Consider the following 24950-nt stretch of genomic DNA (forward strand, 5'->3'; position numbering starts at 1 on the left):
ATATATTGGATTAGAATAATATCAAAATAAAGACATAAATCTATAACGCAAATGATAATCAGGAGATAGTTTACTGAAAAATCAACCGTGCAGTTTTTCTTTTTCCGTGCCTGAATTATCTTTGTAAAAAAGAATTTCAATGCTCGGCCCACAAGAAATTACCTGTACACATAACATAAAGTGTTACAGCTCGATAAATCCGAAAGGGATTGAATAGACTACTGATGAATTTTTAATTAATTTTCTAATAGTTTCTAATCAGTTTCGAATGAGTTTTGAATGAGTTTCTAATGAGTTTCTAATGAGTTTCTAATGGGTTTCTAATGAATTAAGGAAAGTAATTCCAGAAACTCTAGAATTTAACAGCAAGGTCGAAAATTTAAAAATAAAGTCCTGAATTTATAATAGGATCTGGAATTTAAGAATAGGACCTGGAATTTAAGAATATAATCCAGGAATCAGAAAGAGATAAAATTCAGGGATTCGAACCGTGAAAAGAACAATTAAAAATTAAAAATCGGAAAATAAGATGAAGGTATGAAATCTTCATCCTATTTTCTTTGATACTGATTTTTATTTTTACCTCTCAATTCTCTTTTTATTTTCGTTTATGCAGGAATACCGTAAGAAGACAGGCTACGAAGTAAACCGCTTCAAATCCGGGTGTGCTTGGAATTTTTCCCGTCCCTGTTTCCTGTTTAGTTTCCGAGGCTGTAATATTCTGCCCAGGGTCCTGAGTGTCGGTTTCAGGCTTCGTTTCAACTCCGGCTTCTTTCTCTCCGGCTTTCCCTGTTATTGCAAAGAACGAGAACTCCGGGGTTTCTGCCGTGAAGTACAGATATTTGTCGTCTTCTTTTAACAATTTCACTGGGAGCTGTGACCATTTTTTGTCGCTGTACCTGTTGAGCGTGATTGAAGCCTGGTCGATGTCTTTATCCTCAGTCCAGGATTTCTCAACCTTGAAGCACACTACAGGGTTTCCAATGTTCTTTTCAGTTGCAAACCCTGAGTTTCCTACCCAGAGATTGAAATACTTATAGACCTCGCCTGAGGATAGATTGGATACCAGGGTTGATTTTGTTTTGAGCTGCTCGGCAATGGTTGTAGTCTTGCCGACAGTCTTCTTTGCATCGAAAGTCACATAAACAACGCAGGTTGCATTCTTTGCGAAATCAAACTTTACAGGCTTTCCGTTTGCAACATGTGCCTGTGAAATCTCTTTAACCTCGACATTTCTTGCAGGTTCAGGGGAACCGCCGCCGCCACTGCTTCCACCGCTGCTGCTGTGGCTGCTTCCGCCACTGCTTCCGCTACTGGAGCTGCTTTCCTGCATTACGTTTGTCTGGGCATTTTTTGAGAAAGTGCCGTTTGCATTGCCCGCTGTCAGGGAAACAGTATAGGTTCCTGCGGCAGAATAAGTATGCATCGGGTTCTTTTCGGTTGAAGTAGCTCCATCTCCAAAGCTCCAGTTCCTTGATATCGCGTGTTGCGAAAGGTCAGTAAACTGTACAGAAAGAGGAGCATAGCCGCTCGTTACATTGGCACTGAAGTCTGCAACAGGAAATAATGGTGGAACTATAAACTGCCCGAAAGCAAAAGGAGCTTCTCCTACAGGCACAGTGGCTGTAACAGTGTTTGTTGCTGCGTCAATTACAGAGACATTATTGTCAACACCGTTTGTGACATATACTTTAGTTCCATCCGGACTGACTGCAACTCCGAGGGGACGGGTCCCCACTCTCACTGTGGCTGTAACAATATTTGTGGTTGTGTCAATTACAGAGGTAGTATTATCGTCAGAGTTCGCGACATATACCTTTCTTCCATCTGGGGTTACTGCAACTCCAAAAGGAAAACTTCCTACATTCAATGTGGCTGTGACCTTGTTTGTAGTTGTGTCAATTACAGAGACAGTATTGTCATTACCGTTTGCCACATATACCTTTGACCCATCAGGGACAACGGAAACTCCTATAGAACCGGCTCCTACATTTACCGTGGATGTAACGGTATTTTTCGCAGTATCAATTACAGAGACAGTACTGCTGTAAGTTAAGTTTTCCATATAAGCTGAACTCGCCACATATACCTTTTTTCCATCCGGTGTGACTGCAACTCCAGAAGGATAGATCGCTACAGGCACAGTGGCTGTAACAGTGTTACTGGATGTGTCAATTACAGAGGTAGTATTGTCGTCAGAGTTTGCGACATATACCTTTTTTCCATCCGGTGTGACTGCAACTCCCTCAGGAGCATTTCCGACATTCACCGTGGTTGTAACAGTGTTAGTAGCTGTGTCAATCACAGAGACGCTGCTGCTGTTTTCGTTCGCGACATATACCTTTGTTCCATCCGTTGTGACTGCAACTCCCATAGGATCACTCCCTACAGGTATAGTGGCTGTAACGGTGTTTGTAGCGGTATCAATTACAGAGACATTATTGCTGTAATAATTAGTAATATATGCATAAACAGGACGCTGGAGAACATCTATATTAATAAGTTTTGAAGCTGTTCCGTTTCCATTGTTTACGGTCAGGTTGACAATATAAGTTCCTGCTTTTGAATATGTATGTGCTGGACTCTGTTCAGTCGAAGTAGCTCCGTCCCCAAAATTCCAGTTCCAGCTGGTTGCATTTTCAGAACTGTCCGTAAACTGCACAAAAAGAGGGGCATATCCGCTCTTATCACTGGTGGTGAAGTTTGCAACAGGTATCTTTAATTCCACTTCTGAGACCGTACACATGTAAATATCCCAGTTTCCATTACGGTCGTCCCACCATACGATCCTGTCCCCGTAGATAGCCGGACTGAATTGGTTGAGTTCATTGGCGGTGATTCGGGTTTCTGTAGAGCTGGAGAGGTTGTACATGTAAATATCGGCGTTTCCATTGCGATCATCCTCCCATACTATTCTGTCCTCATGGATGGGAGTTGACCATATCTGGTTTGATTCGTCGGTGGTGATTTGAGTTTCCTTTGAGGTAGAAATGTCGTACATATAGACATCCGCATTTTCAAAGTCACTCTGATTTCCATTGCGCCAATCCATCCAGACTATCCTGTCTCCGTGGATAAAAGGAAGTTCCTGATTTAATTCATTAGTTGTAATCCGGGTCTCCGTAGAAGTGGAAAGATCATACATGTAGATATCGCGGTTTCCATTGCGGTCATCCTCCCAGACTATCCTGTTCCCATAAATATAGGGATAATACTGACGGAATTCGCTGGTGGTGATTTGAGTTTCTTTAGAGATAGAAAGGTCGTACACGTAGATATCCCAGTTCCCCTCATACTGTTCATCAGCGTTTATACTTCCTCCATTACGACCGTCATTGTACACTATCCTGTCCCCGTAGATGACAGGATACTCCTGATCCGATTCATTGGTGGTAATTTGAATTTCTCTGGAAGTGGAAAGATCGTACATGTATATATCGGAATTTCCGTTGCGGTCGTCCATCCACACTATCCTGTTTCCATGTATAGTAGGCCACGTCTGGTTTGACTCATTGCTAGTAATCTGAGTTTCCCTGGATGTAGAGAGATTATACGAATAGATATCGGTATTTCCATTACGCTCGTCAGCCCAGACTATATTGTCCCCGTAGATAGCAGGATAGGATTGATTGGATTCATTAATGGTAACTCGAGTCTCATTTATAACTAGAAGACTGCTCTGTACGGTAGATACCTGTGACATTATCCGATCACCGATAGCAGGAAGATCGGAATTTAATCCGCGAGTGGTCATCTGAGCTTTGTTTACTTTGTGAGCGTTATTTTCTACATCAGATGCCAGTGCCGCAGGTGATAGGGAGATTAATAAAACAAAAACTAAAGCCGTTGAAGCTAAAGCCACTGAATATAATTTTTTTTTATTTTTCATTTACTCCTACCTTCTATTTCTTTCACTTTCCCATCTTTAAAAAAATATTAATACTGATTACTCCCTGATAATCTTAAACCTTTTCTTTAGAATTTGAATTTACGAAAATTTCCTGAATTAATAGAGTTTGTTCAAAAGCAGGATCGAATCGAAGTTAATATACGTAAAAATACCAAATTCGAGACAAAACATAAAATAAAAAGAAGATTTTGAAGCTTTCAAATGAGCTCAAAAAATGTATTTCCCGAATAATCAGGATCTTAGAATGTGAGAGTAAATAACTCCCGGATAATATCGCAACTAAAGAATGGGGGCTTTAAATCTCATTCATTCGAGTGAAAAGTAATTGGCATTTAAAGGAAATGGTGTTTAAGATCGACACAATTTAATTTCTATCTAAAGTGTCTTTTTTCGATGCAGCTTTTTCGAATTCCTGTGCTTTTGGGTCTTTTGTTTCAGTCTCTTCGGCTTCAGTCTCCTCAGTGTCAATTACTTCAGCTTCAATTTCTTCGGCCTCAAATTCTTCGGTCTCAAATTCTTCGGCTTCGAAACTTTCTGCCTCAAATTTTTCGGCCTCTAAATCCTCTTCCTGAAAAATGTCTCCCTCAAAGCCTTCTTCTTCCAGCACTTCTACGAGATCCCATTCTTCTGCAGTACCGCCGCCTCTACTTTCTTCTCCTTCTTCTCCTTCTTCTTTATCTTCTGCACTTCTGGCTGCCTGGCTCTTAACTTCACGGATAGTTTCATCAAGCTCTCTCTTAATTCCGTATTTCCGGTAGAAATGAGTCAGTATATTTGAAACGTCCCTTTCGAGAATTTCGTCAGCTTGAGGATGTTCAGGAGTGATATACTGGGGCCAATCAATGAGCTGGACACCGTCTTCGGAAGCAAAGATATTGTACTCACTTAAATCGGCATGGATAACTCCAAGTGAATAGGTAATTTTTACCTGTTTAAGAATTTCATTGAGGTACCATTCGGGGTCAATAAGTTTTGTTTTTGAGAGAAGGCTGCCTTTTGCTAGTTCCATGACTATTGCATGCCTGTTATGGTCAAAGGGCTTCGGGATTGAAACCTTCGGATACAGGGTGACCATGATCCCATATTCCCGCTGGGCAGCAAGCCGGGCTGCATAGATCCAGGAAAAGTGTTCCCTTTCCCCCAGGTGTTCACGCACTCGCTTTATTTGCTTGAAGCTGGTTCTCCCTTCCCTGTGAAATTTGATAACGACAGGTACAGGTTCCCCAATTGCAAGTTCGGGCGGCAGGATCGCTTCGTAAATGACGGATTCCTTACCTACCCCGACTTCGTCCCCTATTGCACTGATACTTTTTCTTTTGACAAAGGCATTGAGGGCAAGGACATCATATCCTTCGAAGTAAATCTGATAACCTTCATATGGCTGGGTAGTCCTGACCACAAGCTTATTCCGGACAAGCTTCTTTAGCCTGTACTCCAGCTTCTCAAAAGGCAGCCTGGTATATTTATTCAGTTCGTCAATTGGCACCCACTCAAAATGCTTCATTCCGGTTTCAATGCCAGTCAGGATCCTGAAATCCTTTGAGTCAATCTCCTTAAAAACCCTCAGCGCTTCGTCGATCATCTTGATACTACATATAGCCCTCGATATTTAAATAATAACTCCTTGCGTCCTTTTAGAATCTGGATTGAACTTTTCCGTGCCCTTAATAGTCATGGACAGCGAGATAAGGTCGAGCCCCTGAAAGTACCTGCAACCCGAAATAAAGAAACATGGATAGCCTTTTCATAATCTCAGCCGTTAATAGGAGCTATTTCCCACTACTATCAATAGGAGCTATTTCCCACTACTATCCCGAAGATGTATCTTCACATATCTGTCAAGCACATTATACATAGAAACAATGTACAAAGGCCAGGGCTATTGCTTGGGATAAGGATAGGTATTTAGACAACTGACATAAAGGCCTTGCCTTGATCTCACCCGCAGGAGGAAAAATTCTTCAGGCACAGGTTGACCTTATGAGAACCCAACGTTAAATAACTTAGATCCGTTTTTACACCATACTTAACTATTTTTGTAAGCATCTTCCTCGATTTTGTTCCAAAAATAATTACATATTCCCTAAGTTATTTCGTAATTCCTAAGTTATTTCGTAAAGGTCTCCGGGCATTCTCAATCCAAACGTGCAATCCTTACAAGCGACTGAACCGGAACATTATAGATTGTATCTACGCCTTTTTTGTCGATCAGTACAACCACAACTCTTGGTTTTGCATTCATTTCTCTCAGCTGCTCAATCACTTCCATACTGGTTGAACCGGTGGTAATAACATCATCCACGATAACGCAGTTTTTACCGGCAACGGATCCAAAATTTCTGCTTATGGTCCCTCTGCGACCTGTGTGGGAGATATCCTGTCCTTTACGATGATAGATCGCTAAATCCACATCCAGTTCGTATGCCACCATGCTTGCCAGCGGAATGCCATTGGCGGCAATGCCAACAACCACGTCCACTTCAGTATTTGTTTTTCCCAGAGTCTCAAGCACCATATCACAGAGTGCAAGCGAGATGTTGTGTAGACGTTTAGCGCTTTTCCCTATACTGTTCCAGTTTACGGAAATATCTTTTGGAGCGGGGGTTATTTCCTCTTTTTTTGAACGGGTTAAAAGCCAGACAATCGTTTCTCTCGAAACGTTGAGTTCATCGGCAATCTGGCCGGTAGTAAGCCCGTTACTCTGCAGTTCCACAGCTTTCTGAATTAAATCTTCTATATCCTTCATGCTTCTATTCCCACCTGAAATTTCTATCCGGCTCTATTTCCGGGGCCTCTAAATTAAGACAGCGTTATAATATCAAGTGCTATATCTTTTTTCAGCTCAAGATTGACTCTTTTATAGTTTCTTTTTTTAAGAGGAAGGTCCCAGTCGAGGGCAGATTTCCTCCTTATCAAAAGTTTTTGTACAGTCCATATATTGCTTCTGTCAGATAATTATTTCCTTAAACTGTTTCATTTGTATTCGGTTAAGGGTTAAAACGCACAAATGTGTTATTTTTATGCTATACATCTAGGAATTATGTTGGGAAATCGCTATTGATTCTCGAAGTTATGCATAAAATTCTTTAACCGATGACAAAAGAGTATTTATTTATATGTCATCACTAATCACATTTTATGTATTTAATAGAAATCAAAGAAACCCTAGATTATTTCTATTACCCGCTTAAAACTGAGATAGAGCAATGTATAGCTAATGGTGCTACCATATCTAGAGAAAATCTTCAAAAATTTGAAAATAAGGCATTTAGATATGCAACAATACATACCGCAGATTCATTTAAAAGATGTTGTGATGACCCTACAAAAGATAATAAGATGGAAAGGCTATTTTATTTCATAAAGTCTGATATTAGGGATTATGAAAATATTTTAAACAACTAACAAAACATGTTTTTGCAATTTAAAAGTCTTATCAATCAGAAAGCAATTGAATTATTAAGGACAAAAAGCCCTGGCGGCGGTTCTGGTACCTTCAGTTTATGTGTATCCCCATTTCGTTTCTGCTTTTTCTGTTTTATTGTCGTAATATCTTCTGTGATATAGCAGTGTGCCAATTTTTCTATAAAATCACAAATCTCAAGAGATTCTTGGGTAGAAAATTCCATATCAGAAGATCAATTTCCCTCCTAGTACACAAAAAATTAACTTTGAATTTAAAGCAAATTCGCGACACTGACCCTTTTCCGAATCCGCATAGTCTGGATGGAATCTGGCGTAGCTATTTTTGACACATCTATCCTTCATTTCCACGCACATATACCTAAAAGCCACGTACAAAGGCCAGGGCTATCGCTTGGGAAAGAATAGGTCACTTGTATTAGGAAGGCTCTTTGAAGAAATTCTGTTGAATTAAAATCCTAAAAGCCTGCAAATTTCTTTTTACTAGATCCTTCTCAATTTGACTTTTATAAACTTTTATCTCATAGAAAACTCTATATTTCCACGGGGACTCACCCCGTAAAAATTTGATTTTGGATCGGTCCGTTAAATAAATTCAATCATAAATTCCTTCGCCCTCAACAAATTCTCCATTTGCAGTGAACCATCCATGCTTTTCTCCTGTAAATTCAGTACCTAAATACTCTCTATATTTATTGTAAGTCCAGCCACCACGCCACCATTCATTCACCCCAGATGACGAAATTCCAACTTCAACATGGGCATCTGGGGATGCTGTATAATCTGCATAGATCATACTTTCGTAATTCCAGGCCTCTACACAAGTTTCATCGTCAAGAGGCGGTAAATTAGAATCGGAAGGTTTCAGATTGTATTTGGGGGAAAGATTAGGTTCATTCTCAAGAGCATTTCTTGTATCTATTATATGATCGGCTTCCATGGATACACCAAAATCGATAGATCCTCTTGTGAATGAGATAACTTCTCCGGTTGGTACATCCTTATTTTGACCAGGCTCAGGCGGATTTACCTCAATCTCCTGATGCAGTTCAGGATTAAGCTCATTTGCAGTGATTTTTAACATTTTTCCGTGTTCAGTTTCGATCATGCTGAGATTCCAGCTTTTATTTCCACCTGTATTTTCGAAAACAGCTTTCTCACCCAGCTCAGATTCATTCATGAGTACAGGAACTGGTACGTAAAAAGTCAGATTTTCCAATTTTGAATCTGTATTTACCGCAACTGTGAAGTCATATAAGTTGTTACTGCTTTCAACAGATTGTTCCCCGAAAGTACCAGGCTTATATAAGATGAAATAAACTGAACCGCTCACTAGAAGGACTGAGATAGTTACCACGGAAACTAGTGAACCTAGTGTGCTGATTTTATGGACCTTTACACCGCCTCTCATTGCCAGGTACACCATGTACAGGCATGCAAGAATTCCAACAACCGGGGCCCATATAAGTGTCAAAGGTGCACTCGCATATGCCAGAATCCGAAAAGTGCTTTCATATATGCCTTTTCCACCTAAAAACTTGAAGAAGATATGGAGTAAAATCCCCTCAAGGAAAAGACTCACAATCCCAATCATAGGCAGCACTATAATGCTAAAAAATCCTACTTTCAGCGCTTCTAGATTGAGTGTAATAAAACCCAGGCCTAACGCCATTACCACTATGCCTGTGCCGGCTATTATGTAAGATATAACTGCAAACTTTACGGGGTCTGCATATCCCCCTTCAACGGGCATTTGTTCAAAAAAATTAGTGGGAGTATTAATTACTTTCAGCCATGTGTTTTTGAAGTCCTCCAGAATATTACCCATAAGGTTTCCTCTACTTTGCTGGCCTCACTTTTTTATTTATTGGAATTAGTAATTTAAGTTTAAAGAGTTTTGCTATTTACCTTCGATTTAATCAGCCACTCCTCAACGAAAAGCACAAATATATCAAATCTGAACTTTTTTCATCTACGACCTTAGTTCCTCTTTTGACAATCGTAGAATGCTTATTCTGAATGTATACCCATAAGTTTGAACCTCTTTGTACAAATTTTCGGGATAATCGTGTCAGTCAAATCCTGTTCGTACTATATCTAGTTAGAAGCCACGTACAAAGGCCAGGGCTATCGCTCGAAGCCAAATGGACCAAATATATCCCAGAAGATTCTACAACGCAATTAACACGAGTAAGTAAGGGCCATCCTTTGTACTCCACCCTATTACACCAGAATAACAAGACAAAAAACAAATACAAACAAAAAGATATAAATAACTATATTTTAAATCGAGGTTATGACCATGGATCGGGAATGCGAAGCCGAATTTAAGAAGATCAGGGATGAAATCGAGAATTTAAAGAAAGAGATTGCAAGTTTGAATGGGGAAATGAATAAAAAAGAAGATCTTGGGGACTTATTGGATGCATCAGATGTAGATTAAGGAGTGGGGCACTGACTGTTCAGCTCTCATCGCATAAATATAAAAATTTATTACATTGGGAGTGCGGAGGGTCACGAATACCCCACCTTAAACAGGCTGTCCGATAATTCAATTTTTTCGCACGTCTACTAATATCCGGTCTGTAAGCCTTCATAAGCCATCGTATACACTCTTCCAAGGCATTTATATCTCCCTGCTTCCGGGAAGCCCTGTAATTATAGGACTTTGACATCGGTTAACGAGTTTTATGCACAACTTCGAGTTCTATGTATAACGATTTTCAAATATAATTCATAGATAAATTGCGTAAGAAATAACACTTTTTGATGTTTCATACCTTAACCGAATCCAAATGAGTACATACCATACTATGCATACATTTATTGTTATTGGTTATTATATATCAACCTGAAAAATCTTAATAAAAGTAGAGCCTATCCCAAAACTCAAAATTTGCTTCTTTGAATCTCGTATTTTAAATGACCAGTCAAGCTTCGGATTATGGAAACAATCCTGAATAATTCTGATGATTAAGATTAAAACCGGGTTTTGGGATTAGTTCATTATTAAAAATATACACAAGTCAATTATTTGATTATTTATACTATGTGCGGGTAGGTCAGTTCTACTACTTATTATTATATTTCCGAGCTGCTCCCTGCTTCTGCACAGACAAATATCAAGGACAGGTGCCGGGACAGTCTGTTCTACATATCCCGAGGACAATCTCTTCTACAAGTGCCAGGATTGGCACCACGTCACACGCTCATTAACTTATATATGGAAGTTAGCTTACTTAAAAACGTCTTGAAATATTTCATTGTTTACTCTATAAACTAAATTTTGTTGTAAAGGTTATTTTGCCTACCACCCCCAAAACCCTAAACTCCTTAAATTAGTTTAGTTACAAATGTTTGGTAGTACTAATCATTTCTCTTCCAAAAGCATACAGGTCAGCAGGACTTCTTGAGGATACAAAGTTTCCATCTATAACAACCTCTTTATCTTCATAGAGTGCTCCTGCGGCTATAATGTCGTCCCTTATGCCTATCCAGCAGGTCGCTTTCCGGCCTTTTATGACGCCTGCGGAGACAAGCACCTGTGGACCGTGACAGATTGCGGCAACTGGCTTATTTTCTTTAAAAAAATGTCTTGCAATCTCAAGGGCACTCTCGTCAAGCCTCATTTTTTCGGGGCCTTTTCCTCCGGATATCACGAGAATATCGTAATCTGCTGGGTTTATGTCCTTAAAGGCTACATCAGCGTTAATCTCATACCCCTGTTTTCCTTTTATCGGCCCTTTCTTCATTGAGGCTATGTGTGTTGTAATTCCTTCTTCTTTCAGGCGGTGGTAAGGGTAGAAAAGTTCAAGATCTTCAAAACCATCGGCTCCGAATACAAGTGCTTTCATATGAAACTCCCCCGGGTTTAGTGTTAAGGCTTTACCTTATGTTTTTATTTTCCTGATTCAATCTTTCGGATTAACCTTTCCGAATTTAATTTTACAGGTTTAGTTTTCGGATTTACTTTCTAGATTTAATTTTACAGGTTTAATTTTGCATACTTAATTTTGCAGATAAAAGATTAATCCTGCTGCACATATACCTTATCTGGTTTCGAAAATGAAGCAGGTAGAGTCGGCCCTGTCTGGCAGGCTTAAATTGCTTCAAGGGCCTGTTTGAGGTCTGCAATTATGTCTTCGGAATCTTCGATTCCTACCGAGAGCCTGACAAGCCCGTCAGTTATGCCTACTCTCTGCCTTACTGCACACGGGACACATGCATGGGTCATCGATGCAGGATGCTGAATAAGGGTATCCGTAGCCCCTAGGCTTACTGCAAGAGAACAGAGCTTTACGTTGTCCATGAGCTTCCGCCCGGCTTCGATTCCGCCTTTTATCTCAAAAGAGATCATGCCGCTGAATCCGCTCATCTGCTTGCGCGCAAGTTTGTGCTGAGGATGGCTCGGAAGCCCGGGATACCTGACCCATTCTACCTCGGGGCGGGACTCAAGAAATTCCGCAACTTTCATGGCGTTCTCGGCATGCCTTTCCATCCGGATATGCAGGGTTTTAAGCCCTCTTATACAGAGCCAGGCTTCATGGGGGCCCATAATGCCTCCTGTATATCCGACAACCGCAGACATACGCTTTATGAAATCCTTATTTCCTGCAGCGATTCCGCCAAGCAGGTCTGCGTGCCCGCCTATGTATTTTGTACAGCTGCTGAGGGAAAGATCCGCGCCAAGCTCAAGAGGCCTCTGGAAATAAGGAGTTGCAAAAGTATTGTCCACAACACAGAGAGCCCCGTTTTCCCTGGCTATCCTGGCTAGTCCGGTGATATCGCATAAGGTAAGCGTAGGATTGGCAGGGCTCTCAAGAAAGATCATCTTTGTCTCGGGTTTGAAGGCTCGCTCTACATTTCCGATTTCAGAGGTATCGATGAAACTTACATCTATTCCAAGCCCTGGCAAAACCTGAGAAAAGAGGCTGTAGGTGCAGCCGTATATCACATCCGTCGAGATAAGGTGGTCTCCCTGCCTCAGGGCAGTAAGTGCAATTGCAGTGATCGCTGCCATTCCCGAGGCAAAGGTCTGCCCTGCTTCCCCACCTTCAAGTTCAGCAAATTTTTCAGCCAGAACCGCATGTGTGGGAGTATTTGGAGGAATCCTTGCATATATGTATCCTTCTTCCTCTCCTGCAAACCTCGCCGCTCCCTGCCTGGTATTTTCAAAAATAAACGTTGAAGTCTGGAATATCGGAGTCGTATGCGCCCCGAAAACCGGATCCGGCTTTTCTGCTGCATGTACACATTTTGTTGCGAACTTCACTTCTCTTTCCATCTCCCCAAACCCCTGTCAAAATTAATCTACGGAATAAGTATTTGCTTTTCCGGTAATTATTTGTTTGGCGGGAAGAAACATCCTCACCTTTCGAGGGTTAATAAAGGAAACTTGACTTTATTTCCGGCCTTATCCTGGTGTCAGAAATTTTAAAATATAGCGGCTCTATATGTGGTGCAAAAGGTGTGATTGAATAAAAAAAGACAAATTTGCTTTAGAAGCAATTTAAAACGCTACAGGAAGACCTTCAGTGATAAAATCCATACTTGATAACGACCTTTACAAATTTACCATGCAGCTTGCAGTGCTTGAACTTTTTCCCAAAGCTGAGGCTGAATACCGGTTTACCAACAGGGGGCCTCAGCGCTTTTCTGCGGAATTTGTAGAAGAACTTGAGAGGTTTATAGGCGAGGAAATCTCGAAGTTGGCATTAACGGAAGAAGAATACAACTGGCTTTCCGAACACTGCCCTTACCTGAAGCCCATGTACCTTGAATACCTTAAAAATTTCCGTTTCAAGCCAGATGAAGTAAAAATCTGCCTTACCGAAGAAAAAGATCTCGATATCCGCATAAAAGGACCCTGGCACAGCACGATTCTCTGGGAAATTGTACTTATGGCTGCTGTTTCGGAACTCTATTTCACAACCATTGAAAAAGAGTGGAAAGGGGACTCCGAAAACTGCACTTACGAATCCGTGCTGGCTGCTTATGAGAGCAAAATTCTTGAAATGGGAAGAGCTCTTGAGAAATATAACTGCCTTTTTTCGGAATTCGGAACCCGCAGGCGAAGAAGTTCCGAACTTCACGACCATGTGATGAAAACCCTGACCGAGATAAAAACCCTTATGGGAACAAGCAATGTCTATTTTGCAAAAAAATACGGCCTGAAAGCTATAGGGACAGTCGGGCACGAGTGGATTATGGGCACCTCGGCGCTTGTAGGGCTAAGGTATGCAAACCGTTTCGCTTTTGAAAACTGGGTAGAAGTTTATAACGGAGACCTGGGAATTGCCCTTACTGACACTTTCGGCTCAAAAGCTTTTTTTAAGGATATGGACCTGAAGTTATCAAAAATTTATGACGGTTTCAGGCACGACAGCGGAGACCCTTACGACTTCGTGGATACTGTGATAGAGCACTACCGGAAAATGGGTATTGATCCCATGAAAAAGTTAATCGTTTTCAGTGACGCCCTCAATACAGACACTGCTATCCGGCTCAAGAAATACTGCGAAGGCAAAATTAACTGCAGTTTCGGCATAGGCACAAGCCTTACCAATAACTCCGATTTCTTCAGGGAAAGCCCCCCTCTTAACATGGTCATAAAGCTGCACAGCATTGACGGCATTCCTGTTGTAAAACTGAGCGATTCCGCGGAAAAGGAAACTGGAGAAAGAGATGCCATTCGGGTTGCAAATTACATTTTCGGAAGAAAAGGGCTGGACGAATGATTAAAAGGATTAAAGGGGTTAAACAGGAATTTCATATAAAAATTATGGAATAACCTGTAATAAATAAAAGATAAGTAAAGAACGGAAAAAGCAATAAAATCGGTAGAATTAGTAAAGGGCGGGAAATAAAAAGAGTGAATAAAGAAAAACAGGTGTAAAAAATTAAAGCAAAAAACGAATGAAAAAATGAATATAAGAATTAAAAAAATAAGTATAAAAAGAATGAAAAAACGAATGAAAAAATGAATATAAAAAGAATGAAATGAAAAGCCGAAGATACCAGCACCTATATTTTGATTTTCACGACAGATCTACGGAATATTTGTAGACCTCCAGACCCTGCTGGTCGAGATATTCAGAAAATTGCGGATCTTTCATGTAAGTTCCTGCAAGGTCATTCTCCAATGCAGCCCGCACAAAGAATGTAATTCCTTCAGTTTCATTATTCGGTGTTTCATTATTCGGTGCTTCGTTATTCGGCATTAGTGTTATATTCAGGTTTTCTTCCTGTTCCTCATTCCATTCATATTCAACAAACTTTACAAGTGGATACTGTGCAGTGAGATTTCCATTTTTCCCCTGGATCAGGCTCCCTTTCGGATAAATTTTAATATCGCTACCTGTGCCTTCCACTTTTTCCAGTTCTCCCCCTTCAGGGAAAGATACCCAGATGTAACCTTCACTTGCGTTTAAGCCTTCATTTTTCACGGTTATGGAAATAGTGACAGTTCCGCCTTTCGAGATCTCATCAGGAGAGTCAATTTTGACACTGGTGACTTTCGGTAGAGAAGAGACTGCAGGTGCGGTTCCGAGTTTTATAACAGCAATTTCCGAACCACTCATTCCCGAATCAGTCGAACCATTTCCCAAAGTGGAATCTGGGCCGTTTGTTGCAGAATTGTTTGCTATTACCGAATTACTCCCTGCTGTGAAATTATCTCCTGTTACATAACTGTCTTTTACTGTAGAATTATCTCCTGCTGTTGAATTATTTGTTATTGCAGGGTTCTCCGCGATTATAGCGTTGTTAGAATCAGTCGGTATATCAGGATCCGGATTAATCATTGTGAAATTGTCCGAATTATTCTGCAGGTTATGCCCTGTAAAAACTATCTTTGAGCCGTCAGGGCTCCATCTGGGGATCGAATCAACCACTCCGATATTGTTTGTAAGCCTGGCCCTGTAATTTCCTTCGATATCCCTAAGCCAGATTTCAGGCTTTCCTCCTTCGTCCGAAACATACACTATTCTTTTACCATCAGGGCTAAAGGAGGGATTCCATTCCCCGTATGGAGTATCCGTCAGTTGGGTCTGGTTTGTGCCATACCAATCTATTACCCACAGATCAGGTTTTTCTTTTGAGTTTTTAGCACTGTACAGAATCTTCAGGCCGAGAGGGCACCAGTCTTTACCTATTCCTATATCTTCAGAGGTTCCAAGCCTGATTTTGTTACTACCATCCCTATCAACTATCCAGAGCTGGGAAGGGGAATCCCCGGATTTCTGGGTGTATACGATTTTCCGGCCCAGGCGGCACCAGGCTCCCCAGCCTTCGGATTTATCAGAATCGTCGACAACTGAGGTTACTGTTCCATTTTCCAGGCTCATGAGGTAGAGGCCAGGCTGGGAATTGATTGATTTTGTTAAAACGAGTTCTGTACCATTGGGATCTATATCGTTAAACCCGGTAAGGTTTCCTTCCATTATGCCTGTTTGCTCGATCTCGCTCCCATTTGCTTTCATTATATACGATTCAGAATTTTCTGATCCATCCCTCTGAACCGTGTACATAATATAATTTCCATCGGCAGTCCATACCGGGAACAATTCCGACTCCGGGCTGTCAGTAAGAAAAGTGATGTCTTCCACAAGACCATCCGGATAAATTTCTTCTCCATAGCCTCCGACCTCTCCTGTAACAACGCAAATTAAGCCCGAATCGGAATAGAAATAGTTCTCTGAAGCATTTTGCGTTGTATTCCACCCCGGTCCCCCCGTAAAGTTGCCGTATTCGGATACGGCACCCGGTCCTGCACTTGCAGGTGAGGTAAGAAATACAAGAGATAAGAACAAAGCTAAGTACCTGTACATTATTCTCATCAATTATCACCGTTAACTTAAAAAAATTAGTTTTATGAATATAAATGATTAATTATATAATGTATCGAAACCCTAGTTCATATTATACATCTTGACCTGAGCTCAGGATCAAGTTTATAAATTAAATGTTAAATGCCGGAAGAATTAGCCGGAAAATCATATTTTTGTCAATCGGGGGAGAAATCCTAAAACAAAAGGGAAATTTTACCCGGAAAGTAAAAAGGCTGAAGTCCGGGTAAATCTCTATGAATAAGGTTTTGAGTTAGTTAATTCATTTTCCTTAGTTGACTTAGTTACTTTCTTTTTTAATGCTTGACTTTCTTTATTTCAATTAATTTTTTCTACTGTAATCTGATTCTTATTATGAAGCTTCATTATACCCTTCGGCCAGGTGGACGTTTACGTATACTACGGCCTCATTAGTGTGCCTGTATGCATAATCGTCAGTAACTTCCGGCAGCTTATCGGCTTCGGCCTGTGAGGTGACAACCACGCCTGCCGGGATATACCTGCCATCAGGAATGGTTACGCCAATTGCTGCTGATCTCGGTTCAAGTACACAATCGTTCCCTACCTCTGATTTGAAAACGAAAGCCTGCATACCGATAAATGTATCACTGCCTACGGACGACGGACCGTGAACCTGAGACTGGTGGGCAAGCGAAACATTTTCTCCTATATAGACTGCATATTTCTTGCCGCCAATTTCAACGAGGTTCTTTTCTACAGGCTCGCCTTCCTCATCGATCGTCTCAAGTGCATGGAGCACAACTCCGTCCTGCACGTTGCTCCTATTACCTACGAAAATCGGCATTCCTTCGTCGCTCCGGACCGATGCCATGGGGGAAACCATAACACTGGCACCTATTTCCACGTTTCCTATGACTGAAGCCTGGGGGTCAATACAGGCTGTGGGATCAATTACAGGCGCGTCAGGCTCGGGGTTCCAGGGTGTTACCGGATTTTCTCTGATGTTCGAAAACTTACTCTCAATTACTTTCTGCGGGACATTTTCCTCTGCTCCTTCACCTTCGGAGATGCACCCGCTCCCTACAAGGGCCAGTGAAAGAGATAGAATAAGGATTGTAAAGATCTGCTTGTTGAATCTCATTGAGGTCCTCCATTAACAGTATGAAGATTATAAAATATATAGACATTTCTATTTTTATTCAAAAAAATATAAAAATATAAAAAGAGAAGAATGTAAAGCTTAAAAGTGGCCATTTTATAGTCAAAGTTTGCAAACCCGAAATCCCGATTGATACATTTTATTAAAGAGAAATGCAGCAATTCAAAAAAAGTCTTATATTTAAAAGATGTTGAGTGTGTCATGGAGGCTATGCTTCAAATTTCATGGGAAGCTGTACTGGCAGACCTGCCCGTATTTGCGGTACTTTCAGTATGGAACCTGTTCGTGCTGCTGGTTATCTCTAAAAAGGTATATGAGTTTGCTTTAAAAAAGGGCAGGTCGATTAATTCTTCAATGTATTTTTCAAGAAAAGCAATTCACTTTCTTGCGGGCGGATTGACAGCAATGTTGCTCCCCTTTATCGCCCATGAGCCTATTGTGCCGGCAGCTACTGCTTTCGGTCTTGCACTTATAACCTATCTGCCGCATAAACTCAACAGGAGGATGTACTGGTTCCAGGACCCCGAAAATTTCTATGATGTGGATTTCACATTGAGCTGGGGATTGATAATACTTTTTACCTGGTACATTGACAGGAGTTTCTGGCTTGGAGTGGTTCCGGTGCTTTTCATGGCATATGGAGACGGGATTACGGGCGTAATCAGGAACCTTAAATACAACAAAAGGACAAAAGCCTGGGAAGGCACTGCAGGTATGCTCGTGCTGTGTATAATCATCGGCGCAAAAATGGGCCTTGCCGGGATTTTTGCAGGAATAGTATGTTCATTTGTGGAAAGAATAGAGAATATAGACGATAATATCACAGTGCCGGCATGTGGCCTGTTTATACTGCTCGCAGCTCACTATTACCTCCCCTCGCTTACGGCCCCTTTTTATTAATTTTTTCTGATGAAGTTCCTGATTATTTATCCTGTATTTTCCGGTTTTCCCCGATTTTCCATTTTTACCTTTTCTTTTTCAGCTTAGATTTCCTTTTTCTCGCATTTCCTAATTTATAATTTTTTCACTTATTTCCTGATTTATGTTTTTTTTCAATTTTTCCCCAATCTGCACTTTCTTTGTAATTTCATATTTTCTAAACGCAGCCGTGGCCTTACAGTAACCTGACACCTACATATTATTTATATAAACAATCTAAAAGTTCATATATCTTAGGATGTAATATATTTAAAAATAAAGTATGTTACGGGCTGAGTTTAATAGTGTAAAGAGGGGGCATTTGTAACTTTTCAGACCCGAGCTCAAACAGATGGGTTCAGTTGTATCCGAATTATACGCCACCATATCAAAATATCCCGGATTGAAAGTGCCAATTTTAGAATTAGCAAACTGGAGGACATCCTATTTATTTTAAGTTCATTTAGCTTCATCTTATGAAATATTTTTTATAGTCAGTCCGGGTAAAGCTTTACACTAACGGGGGATAGAAGGAAAATGGATGAAAATATAAAAGATCTGATTAAAAAGTTGGAACGTTCGGTTTTTGCAGGAAACCGAACAGCTGCTGCCGAAGAACTTGGAAAGCTGGGGAACCCTTATGCTTTGCCCGCTCTGATAGAAGCGCTGGATGACTCAAACGCAAAGGTAAGAGCTGCCGCTGCAGAAGCCCTGGGAAAATTCAATCTACCGGGAGCTGTTCCTGGACTTATAAAGGCACTTGATGACCCTGAAAGTCCCGTTAAAAAGACTGCGATTGCCTCCCTCGAAAATATAGGCACACCTGAAGCAATCTCAGGTATTATTAAAGGGTTCGGGGATAAGGACAGGTTTGTCCAGAGGGAGGCGGTGAAATCTCTGATGAGAATAGGTTCCAGAGAAGCCATTTACGGCCTTGAGAAAGCCCTGGCTTATCCCGACGATTCGCTGAAAAGGATTTCGATAATAGCTCTCGGGAAGATTGACACTTATGAAGCTGCTCTCTGCCTGGTAAAGGCAATTGAAAATTCGGATAACAAAGTGAGGCAGCACGCAGCCGAAACCCTGGGAAAAAGGGGCAAATCTGATGTACTTGACGAGCTGATAGAAACCCTCAGGGACCCAAGGCAACCTGTACATGAGGCAGCGTCCGAAACCCTTTGCAAAATCGTAAGTGCGTCAACTTCAGTACCTGAGCTCGTCAGGGCGCTCGGAGCTTCAAGCAGGGATGTGAGAAAAATTTCAATTGAAACCCTCGGGAAGATAGGAACGCCTGATGCAGTCTCAGGACTTTTAAAAGCTCTTGATGACCCGGACTGGTATCTGAGAAGCCGGGCTTCAGATGTCCTGGGAGATATCCGTTCTCCCGAAGCGGCCCGGGGGCTGGTCAAAGCTTTTGATATCTATGAGAACTCCGTAAGGAAGGCGATTACCTGCGCTCTTGGGAAAAATGGAACCCCTGAGGCCATACAGGGGCTTCTGAAAGCCCTTAACGATCCGGACAGTTCAGTCAGGGAATCGGCAGTTCTGGGTCTTGGAAAAGCCGGCACATCTGAGGCTATATCAGGTCTTTTAAAAACCCTCCATGATAGTAAAGCCGCAGTAAGAGAAGCTGCGGCTTCAGCGCTTGGGGATGTCAAAGCGCAGCAGGCTGTTCCGGAGCTGATAATGATTCTTGAAAATCCTGAAAGCCTGATGCAAAAAGCCGCAATCGCCTCACTTGAGAAAATCGGTACCCCAGAGGCGATTTCAGGGCTTGTCAGAGCCAGTGAAAGTTCGGACGCCTGCGTACGAAGGACTGCATTGAAAGCTCTCGAAAGAATTAATAAGTCCAATCCGTCACAGGTAATCGCTCCGGAAAAGACCAAAAACCCTGATGCAGAGCCTGTCCTGAGTGGCTGCCTGGCAGGTGATAATCCTGAAGTTCGGATTAAAGCTTCAAATCTTTCAGGTGATATCCATAGCATGAATTCTCTCAAAGAGCTTGAGCTCTCAATTTCCGTTGAAGAGACCGAAGAGTCCAGAGCCCATCAGAACTCGAGTCCCGGAGAAAAAAAAGGGACAGGTCTGACCTGCCCATATTGCTCAAGAAGTCTGAACCTTCCTATTACTCCTAATTTCTGTCCTTTCTGCGGGATGAAGTTGAGATTGAAATTCTAAAAAGCGCCTCTTTCTCCGGGAATAATCAAAGGCTAAAACATATTCAAAAAGTCAAAAAGTCCCTATAAGCTGAAAACAATTTATAAAAATTCCAGTAGGGAAGAAAAAAATTCTTCCATTTGCAATTATTTTTTGATTGCTTTTTAAAGGAATCCTGAGCTTACTCCTATAAGGTTAGCTGAAAAGGGATATTAAAGCATTTATCAGCTTGCCGAGAAAACCGGACTCATTTGCGGTTTCTCTGCTGTCTTCTTTAGTGATATTGCCCGTTTCCCCAGGGTTTTCAGGAGGCTGTCCAGGAGGCTCACGATTTTCCATTGTCATATTTTCGCCGCTCGCCTTGCCTGTGTTATTCAGTATTTCAGGCATTTCAGGGCGTCTTTCCGACCTGCTCTCAAAAGTCCGGGAGAAGTTTCCACTTCTATTTTGCATTTCCGGCCCAGAGCTCATATCAGGAGTAAGAAATCCGGGGAGGTTTTTCAATTTTTCGGTAGCTGTGTTAAGCAGAGAATCAAGCCTCTGTTTAACCTCAAAAAGTTCGGCTTCATCTTCAGCTCCGGAAACTTCTTCCTTTACGGATTCAAGGCCAGCTATGAGCTGTTCGGCTGATTCAAGGAATCCATTATCAAGTTCTCCTTTTGAATTTTCCAGAACTTCGATCCTGCTGTTTACTGATTCGGTCATTCGGCTCTTCATAATCTCAAAGGAGTCCCCCGAACCGGATGAAAGAGGCATATTTTGCTCCTCAGCAAACGTGCAGGAGGGAATGATACCGAATAGAGTTAATAAAGTAAGAAAAATGGGAATTATTTTTTAGTTAAAATTTTCATAAATTTCACCTCTGGACTACCGCCCGAGCCGCCGCCCGAGTCCCGCAAACCTTTTCAAAAAAATGCTTGCTCGCAAACTTTTTTAAAAAAAGTTTGATCAAAAACCCCTGGCAACGGCGTGATCAACCGGCGCAACGCAAACCTTTTCCAAAAAGGCTTGATCGCAAACCTTTTCAAAAAAGGTTTGATCGAAAACCCCTAGCAACGCTTGTGGTAGAGATCGCTTATAATCCCAAAACCCTATCCGGCGTGATCAAACGGCGCAACGTTTGCGGTTCAACGGTTGTGGGACAGAGATTTTCCGGGCTGCAGGTGTTTTTCGTAATATTAAGGATATAGTGAATTTTTCCGTTCCCGAGTTTTCCGTGAAACCCAGTTTGATTTCGGGAACAGAAAAATCAGAGATTTTTCTCTTAATTTCTATTGCCTTCCAGCGGCAAGATGTCTTTTGGTGGAGTTCCAGTCTTTTAGTTTGCTGCCCGTTTCGTATCAGGTTTAAGTGCTGCTGTCGGTGTTGTCTTCAGTTGCGTTATCCTGAATTCGGCAAGGACAGTCCATAGGGCGGCAGCCTCTCTGACGCCCGGGATCGTCGGCATACATTCCATTTTTCATTGCAGTATTCCTGGCCGAGTACATGATCTCCTTAAGTTCGTCAAAGGATTCGGCTCCTTTGATTTTTTCTTTCAGGGCCGTGAGTTCCGTAATTCTGGTGCTGAGCTGCTCATCACTCGTGTTTCCGTTTTCATTCACTCTGGCTTCAAGGGTCTCGATTTTCTTTTCAAGATAATCAACGGCCTGGGCCTGTTCGTGGGTGAATAAGACTTCATTCAGTTCTGCCGCAGTCGAGGCTTCACTCACTTCAGTGTACAGGTTCCGAATCTCGGCAATTTTTTCATCAAGTTCTCCAGCCCTGTCGCTCTCACCGGCTTCTGTAAGCCTTGCCTGTGCAGCTTCGAGCTTTCCGGTCATATTCTGGAAGGAATCAAGCATTTCGGTCTGAACCTCAGTGAAATTTTCATCAGTTACATTCTCAAGCAGTCCAGGATAAAACCCATGCCTTCCTCCAGGCCCCATTTGCATCTCATCAGGCCCCATATGCCTTCCTCCATGCCCCATACCCTCACTTACCTGCCTGTGATCGGATAGAACTTTCTGGAGGTCGGATGCATTCGAAACCTTGTTTACCTCACTGTAGAGCGTCTGAAGTTCAGTAATTTTCTTATTTATCGAGTCAAGAAGGTCTGCCTGAACCTCATTAAAGTTTTCTTCGGTTATATTCCCGGCCGGATAGGGTCCTGGACCGTACACCGGATCAGTTGAATTTGTCAGGGTTGCGTTTTCTGAAGCAAAAGCCCCTGAAGGGATGATACCCAATACAACCAGCATCATCGCAAAGCGGGAAATTGATTTTAATGCTTTTATTGCCATAACTTACCTCCGTTAATTACCGTGTTTTCTTTGTTCCTTTTGTCTCGCCGGCTGTTCGCCTGTTGACAGTCCTGAAATTAACGGGCTTAAATATAAGCTTACTTTCCGAAATTAAGAGGTTAATGCCTCTTATTTTAAATAATAAGCTTTTATAAGCTTTAAAAACTTGCAGGAGGCTTAAATAGGCTGATTAAAACTTATCCGAGCTCTTAAACACTGTATCCTTAAACAAAAGAGATATATTTATTATCAGGACCTGCGCAGTTGAACTGAGAAAAAGTAGCATGAGATTTCAAATTGTCTAATCCATAATATTTACGGTAGACCTTCTCATGCTTTATTTTGCTTCTCAACTGCGTAAGTCCAATCAAGAAAGACCCTACAATACAGCTGGTTAAGAGTCTCCTGCTTTAGAATTTGACAAAGGGTTTTACGAGTCAGTTGTAATCAATTTTTTACAGCCGGTCCTCACCGTCTGCTTCCTTTGAATCTGTTATTATACTCATTTTGCCATTTCTTGTGATTATTTTGCCATTTTTTATAGTTGCTTTCCCATTTCTTGTGATTATTTATCCACTTCTTATAATTAATTTCCCATTTTCTGTAATCGTCACCGTGTTTCCTGTTGTTCCATTTCTGTTTCTCCTTTTCCCACTTTTTCTGCTCATTGTCCCAGTTTCTCTTCTCGTTTTCCCAGTTTTTCTTTTGATTATCCCATTGCTTCTTTTCATTGCCCCATTGATTCTCAGTTTGTGGAGCTGCGCTTACTGACGCAACCATTACTGACGCTACGAAAAAGACCAGCATTAAAATGCACATTGTCTTTTTTATTCTGTCAAATATTTGCTTTCCCATATGTCCACTCCTTTATTTTATCTGATTTGATGCAATTAATCTTTATTTTTCACTTCGCTTCCGCCGCATATGTACTACGGGGAGATACTGTACCAGGTTTACCAGCTAATCACCCGGATTTACTTCTGTAAGACTACTGGTAATTTTTTTAGGCATAAATAGACTTACACACTTGATAACAAAATAAAGTACAAGCAAGTTGTTGCAGACAATTTAAACTTTTAAATTTTCATGCTGCTTTTTCCTTGCTACTTCTTTCTCAGTTCAATTGCGCAAGTCCTTCTCTGTTAATTGTCTTACCGGTTATTTGCCGATAGACAATTCTAAAATATATTGGCTTAAATATAAAATTACTTGCAGAAATAAAGTAGTTATAGGGGTTTAATTCAAATAAGTAAGCTTTTTTAAGTCTCATATCCTATAAAAGACCTCAAATTCGGTAACTAATGCTTATTAGGCCCTTTAAACATTGTATTCTTTAACAGATGAAATATTACGCATTTGTTATCGTGGAAAATTCATCTAGAGTTCATTCTAAATTATATTCTCTAAGTATCCTTTTGTCCGTTATATAATCTCAAAGCAAGGACAATTTTTTTTAATTTGAAAAGTAGCCAATGTAAGAAAAAGCCTATTCTGGACTTTTAAAGGCTTATTCGCCTTTAAAATAAGCCAATTAAAAGCCATAAAGGATTAAATTCAAAAATAATTCCATTTAAAACATAAATTGTAAATTTAATCCATTAATATTACTGAAAAAGTAAGTATTCTTTTATCTTTAAATCCAGATATAGCATCTTCTGTCAGGAACATATCGAGCGTTAACATCCATCCCAAAAAACCCAGAAATATGCTACCAAAATATAGCTTTGTACTGTGCATGTAAAAACGGTTAAAGCATTGAGGAAACCATATGCCTATAGACCTGCAATATCAGTTCGATAGTTCCTGACAGATTTTCCAGCTTTTTAAAGAATTACCTTAAAGAGTTTTAATACAATCTATAAATGCGAGAAAAAATGCAACAGGAGTACAAATGCCTGATAACCCGGAGGAAAAATTGCTGATTCTGCAGCTTTCCGAAGATTCAAGGAAAATTGCCCGACTTCTTTCAAGTGAAACCTCAATCAAAATTCTTAAACTGCTTAATAAGGAATCAATGTCGGCAGGTAACCTGGCTGATGAACTTGGGGTGCGCCTGAATACTCTCAAATATAACCTGGACTCGCTTCTCGAGGCCGGAATGATCAGAATCAGGCACGTAAAATGGAGCCGGAAAGGAAGGGAAGTAAAAGTTTATGAGGCCGTGGAAAAAGTAATTGTTTTTCTGCCTGCAAAAGAAAATCCGGAGTTTTCTCTTACTTCTATGAAGCACGGGCAAAACAGTCCAGAAAATTCAGAGAGGCAAGAAATCCCAAAATTGTCCTGGAGTTAATCATATG

At 41.1% G+C, this 24950-nt stretch carries 18 protein-coding genes; 7 read left to right on the forward strand and 11 right to left on the reverse strand.

The genetic code is table 11. The features are described 5' to 3' along the window. Positions 1 to 598 precede the first annotated feature (598 nt). The 3 genes from ACPK8D_RS03905 to ACPK8D_RS03915 form a co-directional block, all read right to left on the reverse strand. Complete coding sequence (locus tag ACPK8D_RS03905; RefSeq protein ID WP_424716532.1) at positions 599 to 3889, reverse strand: PGF-pre-PGF domain-containing protein; 3291 nt, start codon at positions 3887 to 3889, stop codon at positions 599 to 601. Positions 3890 to 4274: 385 nt separating this feature from the next. Then, positions 4275 to 5492 (reverse strand): serine/threonine-protein kinase RIO2, encoded by a 1218-nt coding sequence (locus ACPK8D_RS03910; protein ID WP_424716533.1) that lies wholly within the window; start codon positions 5490 to 5492, stop codon positions 4275 to 4277. Positions 5493 to 6044: 552 nt separating this feature from the next. After that, positions 6045 to 6656: an orotate phosphoribosyltransferase-like protein gene (locus ACPK8D_RS03915; protein WP_424716534.1), complete on the reverse strand. Its 612-nt coding sequence runs from the start codon at positions 6654 to 6656 to the stop codon at positions 6045 to 6047. Positions 6657 to 7048: 392 nt separating this feature from the next. On the opposite strand from ACPK8D_RS03915, the gene ACPK8D_RS03920 reads away from it, so the two are divergent. Next, positions 7049 to 7315 carry a hypothetical protein gene (locus ACPK8D_RS03920; RefSeq protein WP_424716535.1) on the forward strand — a complete coding sequence of 89 codons (267 nt, stop codon included), beginning with the start codon at positions 7049 to 7051 and terminating at the stop codon, positions 7313 to 7315. A 613-nt stretch (positions 7316 to 7928) separates the two neighbouring features. Here ACPK8D_RS03920 and ACPK8D_RS03925 read toward each other — a convergent pair. Then, positions 7929 to 9161 (reverse strand): YIP1 family protein, encoded by a 1233-nt coding sequence (locus ACPK8D_RS03925; RefSeq protein WP_424716536.1) that lies wholly within the window; start codon positions 9159 to 9161, stop codon positions 7929 to 7931. A 468-nt stretch (positions 9162 to 9629) separates the two neighbouring features. Here ACPK8D_RS03925 and ACPK8D_RS03930 point away from each other — a divergent pair, with 468 nt between their 5' ends. Further along, positions 9630 to 9776, forward strand: a complete 147-nt coding sequence (locus ACPK8D_RS03930) for a hypothetical protein (RefSeq protein WP_424716537.1) — start codon at positions 9630 to 9632, stop codon at positions 9774 to 9776. A gap of 904 nt (positions 9777 to 10680) precedes the next feature. On the opposite strand, the gene ACPK8D_RS03935 is transcribed toward ACPK8D_RS03930, so the two are convergent. Both ACPK8D_RS03935 and ACPK8D_RS03940 read right to left on the reverse strand, forming a co-directional pair. Beyond that, the gene (locus ACPK8D_RS03935) at positions 10681 to 11187 is read right to left on the reverse strand and encodes a type 1 glutamine amidotransferase domain-containing protein (RefSeq protein ID WP_424716538.1); all 507 of its coding nucleotides are present in this window, start codon (positions 11185 to 11187) and stop codon (positions 10681 to 10683) included. Positions 11188 to 11432: 245 nt separating this feature from the next. Beyond that, positions 11433 to 12617 carry a trans-sulfuration enzyme family protein gene (locus tag ACPK8D_RS03940; protein ID WP_424716539.1) on the reverse strand — a complete coding sequence of 395 codons (1185 nt, stop codon included), beginning with the start codon at positions 12615 to 12617 and terminating at the stop codon, positions 11433 to 11435. 250 nt (positions 12618 to 12867) lie between these two features. On the opposite strand from ACPK8D_RS03940, the gene pncB reads away from it, so the two are divergent. After that, entirely contained in the window at positions 12868 to 14070 is a 1203-nt protein-coding gene (pncB, locus tag ACPK8D_RS03945) for a nicotinate phosphoribosyltransferase (protein ID WP_424716540.1), read from the forward strand. A 300-nt stretch (positions 14071 to 14370) separates the two neighbouring features. Here the strand turns inward: pncB and ACPK8D_RS03950 are convergent, their stop codons facing one another. Beyond that, a complete protein-coding gene (locus tag ACPK8D_RS03950) occupies positions 14371 to 16170 on the reverse strand; it encodes a TolB family protein (protein ID WP_424716541.1) in 1800 nt (599 codons plus the stop codon). 361 nt (positions 16171 to 16531) lie between these two features. Beyond that, the gene (locus tag ACPK8D_RS03955) at positions 16532 to 17281 is read right to left on the reverse strand and encodes a carbonic anhydrase (RefSeq protein WP_424716542.1); all 750 of its coding nucleotides are present in this window, start codon (positions 17279 to 17281) and stop codon (positions 16532 to 16534) included. A 228-nt stretch (positions 17282 to 17509) separates the two neighbouring features. Between ACPK8D_RS03955 and ACPK8D_RS03960 the strand changes: the two genes are divergently transcribed. Both ACPK8D_RS03960 and ACPK8D_RS03965 read left to right on the forward strand, forming a co-directional pair. Beyond that, positions 17510 to 18199: a dolichol kinase gene (locus ACPK8D_RS03960; protein WP_424716543.1), complete on the forward strand. Its 690-nt coding sequence runs from the start codon at positions 17510 to 17512 to the stop codon at positions 18197 to 18199. 555 nt (positions 18200 to 18754) lie between these two features. Further along, positions 18755 to 20395, forward strand: coding sequence for a HEAT repeat domain-containing protein (locus ACPK8D_RS03965; RefSeq protein ID WP_424716544.1), 1641 nt, complete (start codon positions 18755 to 18757; stop codon positions 20393 to 20395). A 174-nt stretch (positions 20396 to 20569) separates the two neighbouring features. Here ACPK8D_RS03965 and ACPK8D_RS03970 read toward each other — a convergent pair whose 3' ends face one another. After that, a complete protein-coding gene (locus ACPK8D_RS03970) occupies positions 20570 to 21130 on the reverse strand; it encodes a hypothetical protein (RefSeq protein WP_424716545.1) in 561 nt (186 codons plus the stop codon). 188 nt (positions 21131 to 21318) lie between these two features. On the opposite strand from ACPK8D_RS03970, the gene ACPK8D_RS03975 reads away from it, so the two are divergent. Then, on the forward strand, positions 21319 to 21564 hold the full coding sequence (locus ACPK8D_RS03975; RefSeq protein WP_424716546.1) for a hypothetical protein: 246 nt from the start codon (positions 21319 to 21321) through the stop codon (positions 21562 to 21564). Positions 21565 to 21720: 156 nt separating this feature from the next. On the opposite strand, the gene ACPK8D_RS03980 is transcribed toward ACPK8D_RS03975, so the two are convergent. Then, on the reverse strand, positions 21721 to 22653 hold the full coding sequence (locus ACPK8D_RS03980; RefSeq protein ID WP_424716547.1) for a hypothetical protein: 933 nt from the start codon (positions 22651 to 22653) through the stop codon (positions 21721 to 21723). A gap of 468 nt (positions 22654 to 23121) precedes the next feature. After that, positions 23122 to 23508 carry a hypothetical protein gene (locus tag ACPK8D_RS03985; protein WP_424716548.1) on the reverse strand — a complete coding sequence of 129 codons (387 nt, stop codon included), beginning with the start codon at positions 23506 to 23508 and terminating at the stop codon, positions 23122 to 23124. A 1036-nt stretch (positions 23509 to 24544) separates the two neighbouring features. On the opposite strand from ACPK8D_RS03985, the gene ACPK8D_RS03990 reads away from it, so the two are divergent. Further along, on the forward strand, positions 24545 to 24943 hold the full coding sequence (locus ACPK8D_RS03990; protein ID WP_424716549.1) for an ArsR/SmtB family transcription factor: 399 nt from the start codon (positions 24545 to 24547) through the stop codon (positions 24941 to 24943). Positions 24944 to 24950 lie beyond the last annotated feature (7 nt).

Origin of the sequence: Methanosarcina sp. (assembly GCF_049706645.1) — an archaeon.
GTDB lineage: Archaea > Halobacteriota > Methanosarcinia > Methanosarcinales > Methanosarcinaceae > Methanosarcina.

What these genes read in the sequence shown, in the direction of transcription:
- ACPK8D_RS03905 (WP_424716532.1), bottom strand. Translation starts at nt 3,889, where the DNA reads ATGAAAAATAAAAAAAAATTATATTCAGTGGCTTTAGCTTCAACGGCT.
- ACPK8D_RS03910 (WP_424716533.1), bottom strand. Translation starts at nt 5,492, where the DNA reads ATGATCGACGAAGCGCTGAGGGTTTTTAAGGAGATTGACTCAAAGGAT.
- ACPK8D_RS03915 (WP_424716534.1), bottom strand. Translation starts at nt 6,656, where the DNA reads ATGAAGGATATAGAAGATTTAATTCAGAAAGCTGTGGAACTGCAGAGT.
- ACPK8D_RS03920 (WP_424716535.1), top strand. Translation starts at nt 7,049, where the DNA reads ATGTATTTAATAGAAATCAAAGAAACCCTAGATTATTTCTATTACCCG.
- ACPK8D_RS03925 (WP_424716536.1), bottom strand. Translation starts at nt 9,161, where the DNA reads ATGGGTAATATTCTGGAGGACTTCAAAAACACATGGCTGAAAGTAATT.
- ACPK8D_RS03930 (WP_424716537.1), top strand. Translation starts at nt 9,630, where the DNA reads ATGACCATGGATCGGGAATGCGAAGCCGAATTTAAGAAGATCAGGGAT.
- ACPK8D_RS03935 (WP_424716538.1), bottom strand. Translation starts at nt 11,187, where the DNA reads ATGAAAGCACTTGTATTCGGAGCCGATGGTTTTGAAGATCTTGAACTT.
- ACPK8D_RS03940 (WP_424716539.1), bottom strand. Translation starts at nt 12,617, where the DNA reads ATGGAAAGAGAAGTGAAGTTCGCAACAAAATGTGTACATGCAGCAGAA.
- ACPK8D_RS03950 (WP_424716541.1), bottom strand. Translation starts at nt 16,170, where the DNA reads ATGAGAATAATGTACAGGTACTTAGCTTTGTTCTTATCTCTTGTATTT.
- ACPK8D_RS03955 (WP_424716542.1), bottom strand. Translation starts at nt 17,281, where the DNA reads ATGAGATTCAACAAGCAGATCTTTACAATCCTTATTCTATCTCTTTCA.
- ACPK8D_RS03960 (WP_424716543.1), top strand. Translation starts at nt 17,510, where the DNA reads ATGCTTCAAATTTCATGGGAAGCTGTACTGGCAGACCTGCCCGTATTT.
- ACPK8D_RS03965 (WP_424716544.1), top strand. Translation starts at nt 18,755, where the DNA reads ATGGATGAAAATATAAAAGATCTGATTAAAAAGTTGGAACGTTCGGTT.
- ACPK8D_RS03970 (WP_424716545.1), bottom strand. Translation starts at nt 21,130, where the DNA reads ATGCCTCTTTCATCCGGTTCGGGGGACTCCTTTGAGATTATGAAGAGC.
- ACPK8D_RS03980 (WP_424716547.1), bottom strand. Translation starts at nt 22,653, where the DNA reads ATGGCAATAAAAGCATTAAAATCAATTTCCCGCTTTGCGATGATGCTG.
- ACPK8D_RS03985 (WP_424716548.1), bottom strand. Translation starts at nt 23,508, where the DNA reads ATGGGAAAGCAAATATTTGACAGAATAAAAAAGACAATGTGCATTTTA.
- ACPK8D_RS03990 (WP_424716549.1), top strand. Translation starts at nt 24,545, where the DNA reads ATGCCTGATAACCCGGAGGAAAAATTGCTGATTCTGCAGCTTTCCGAA.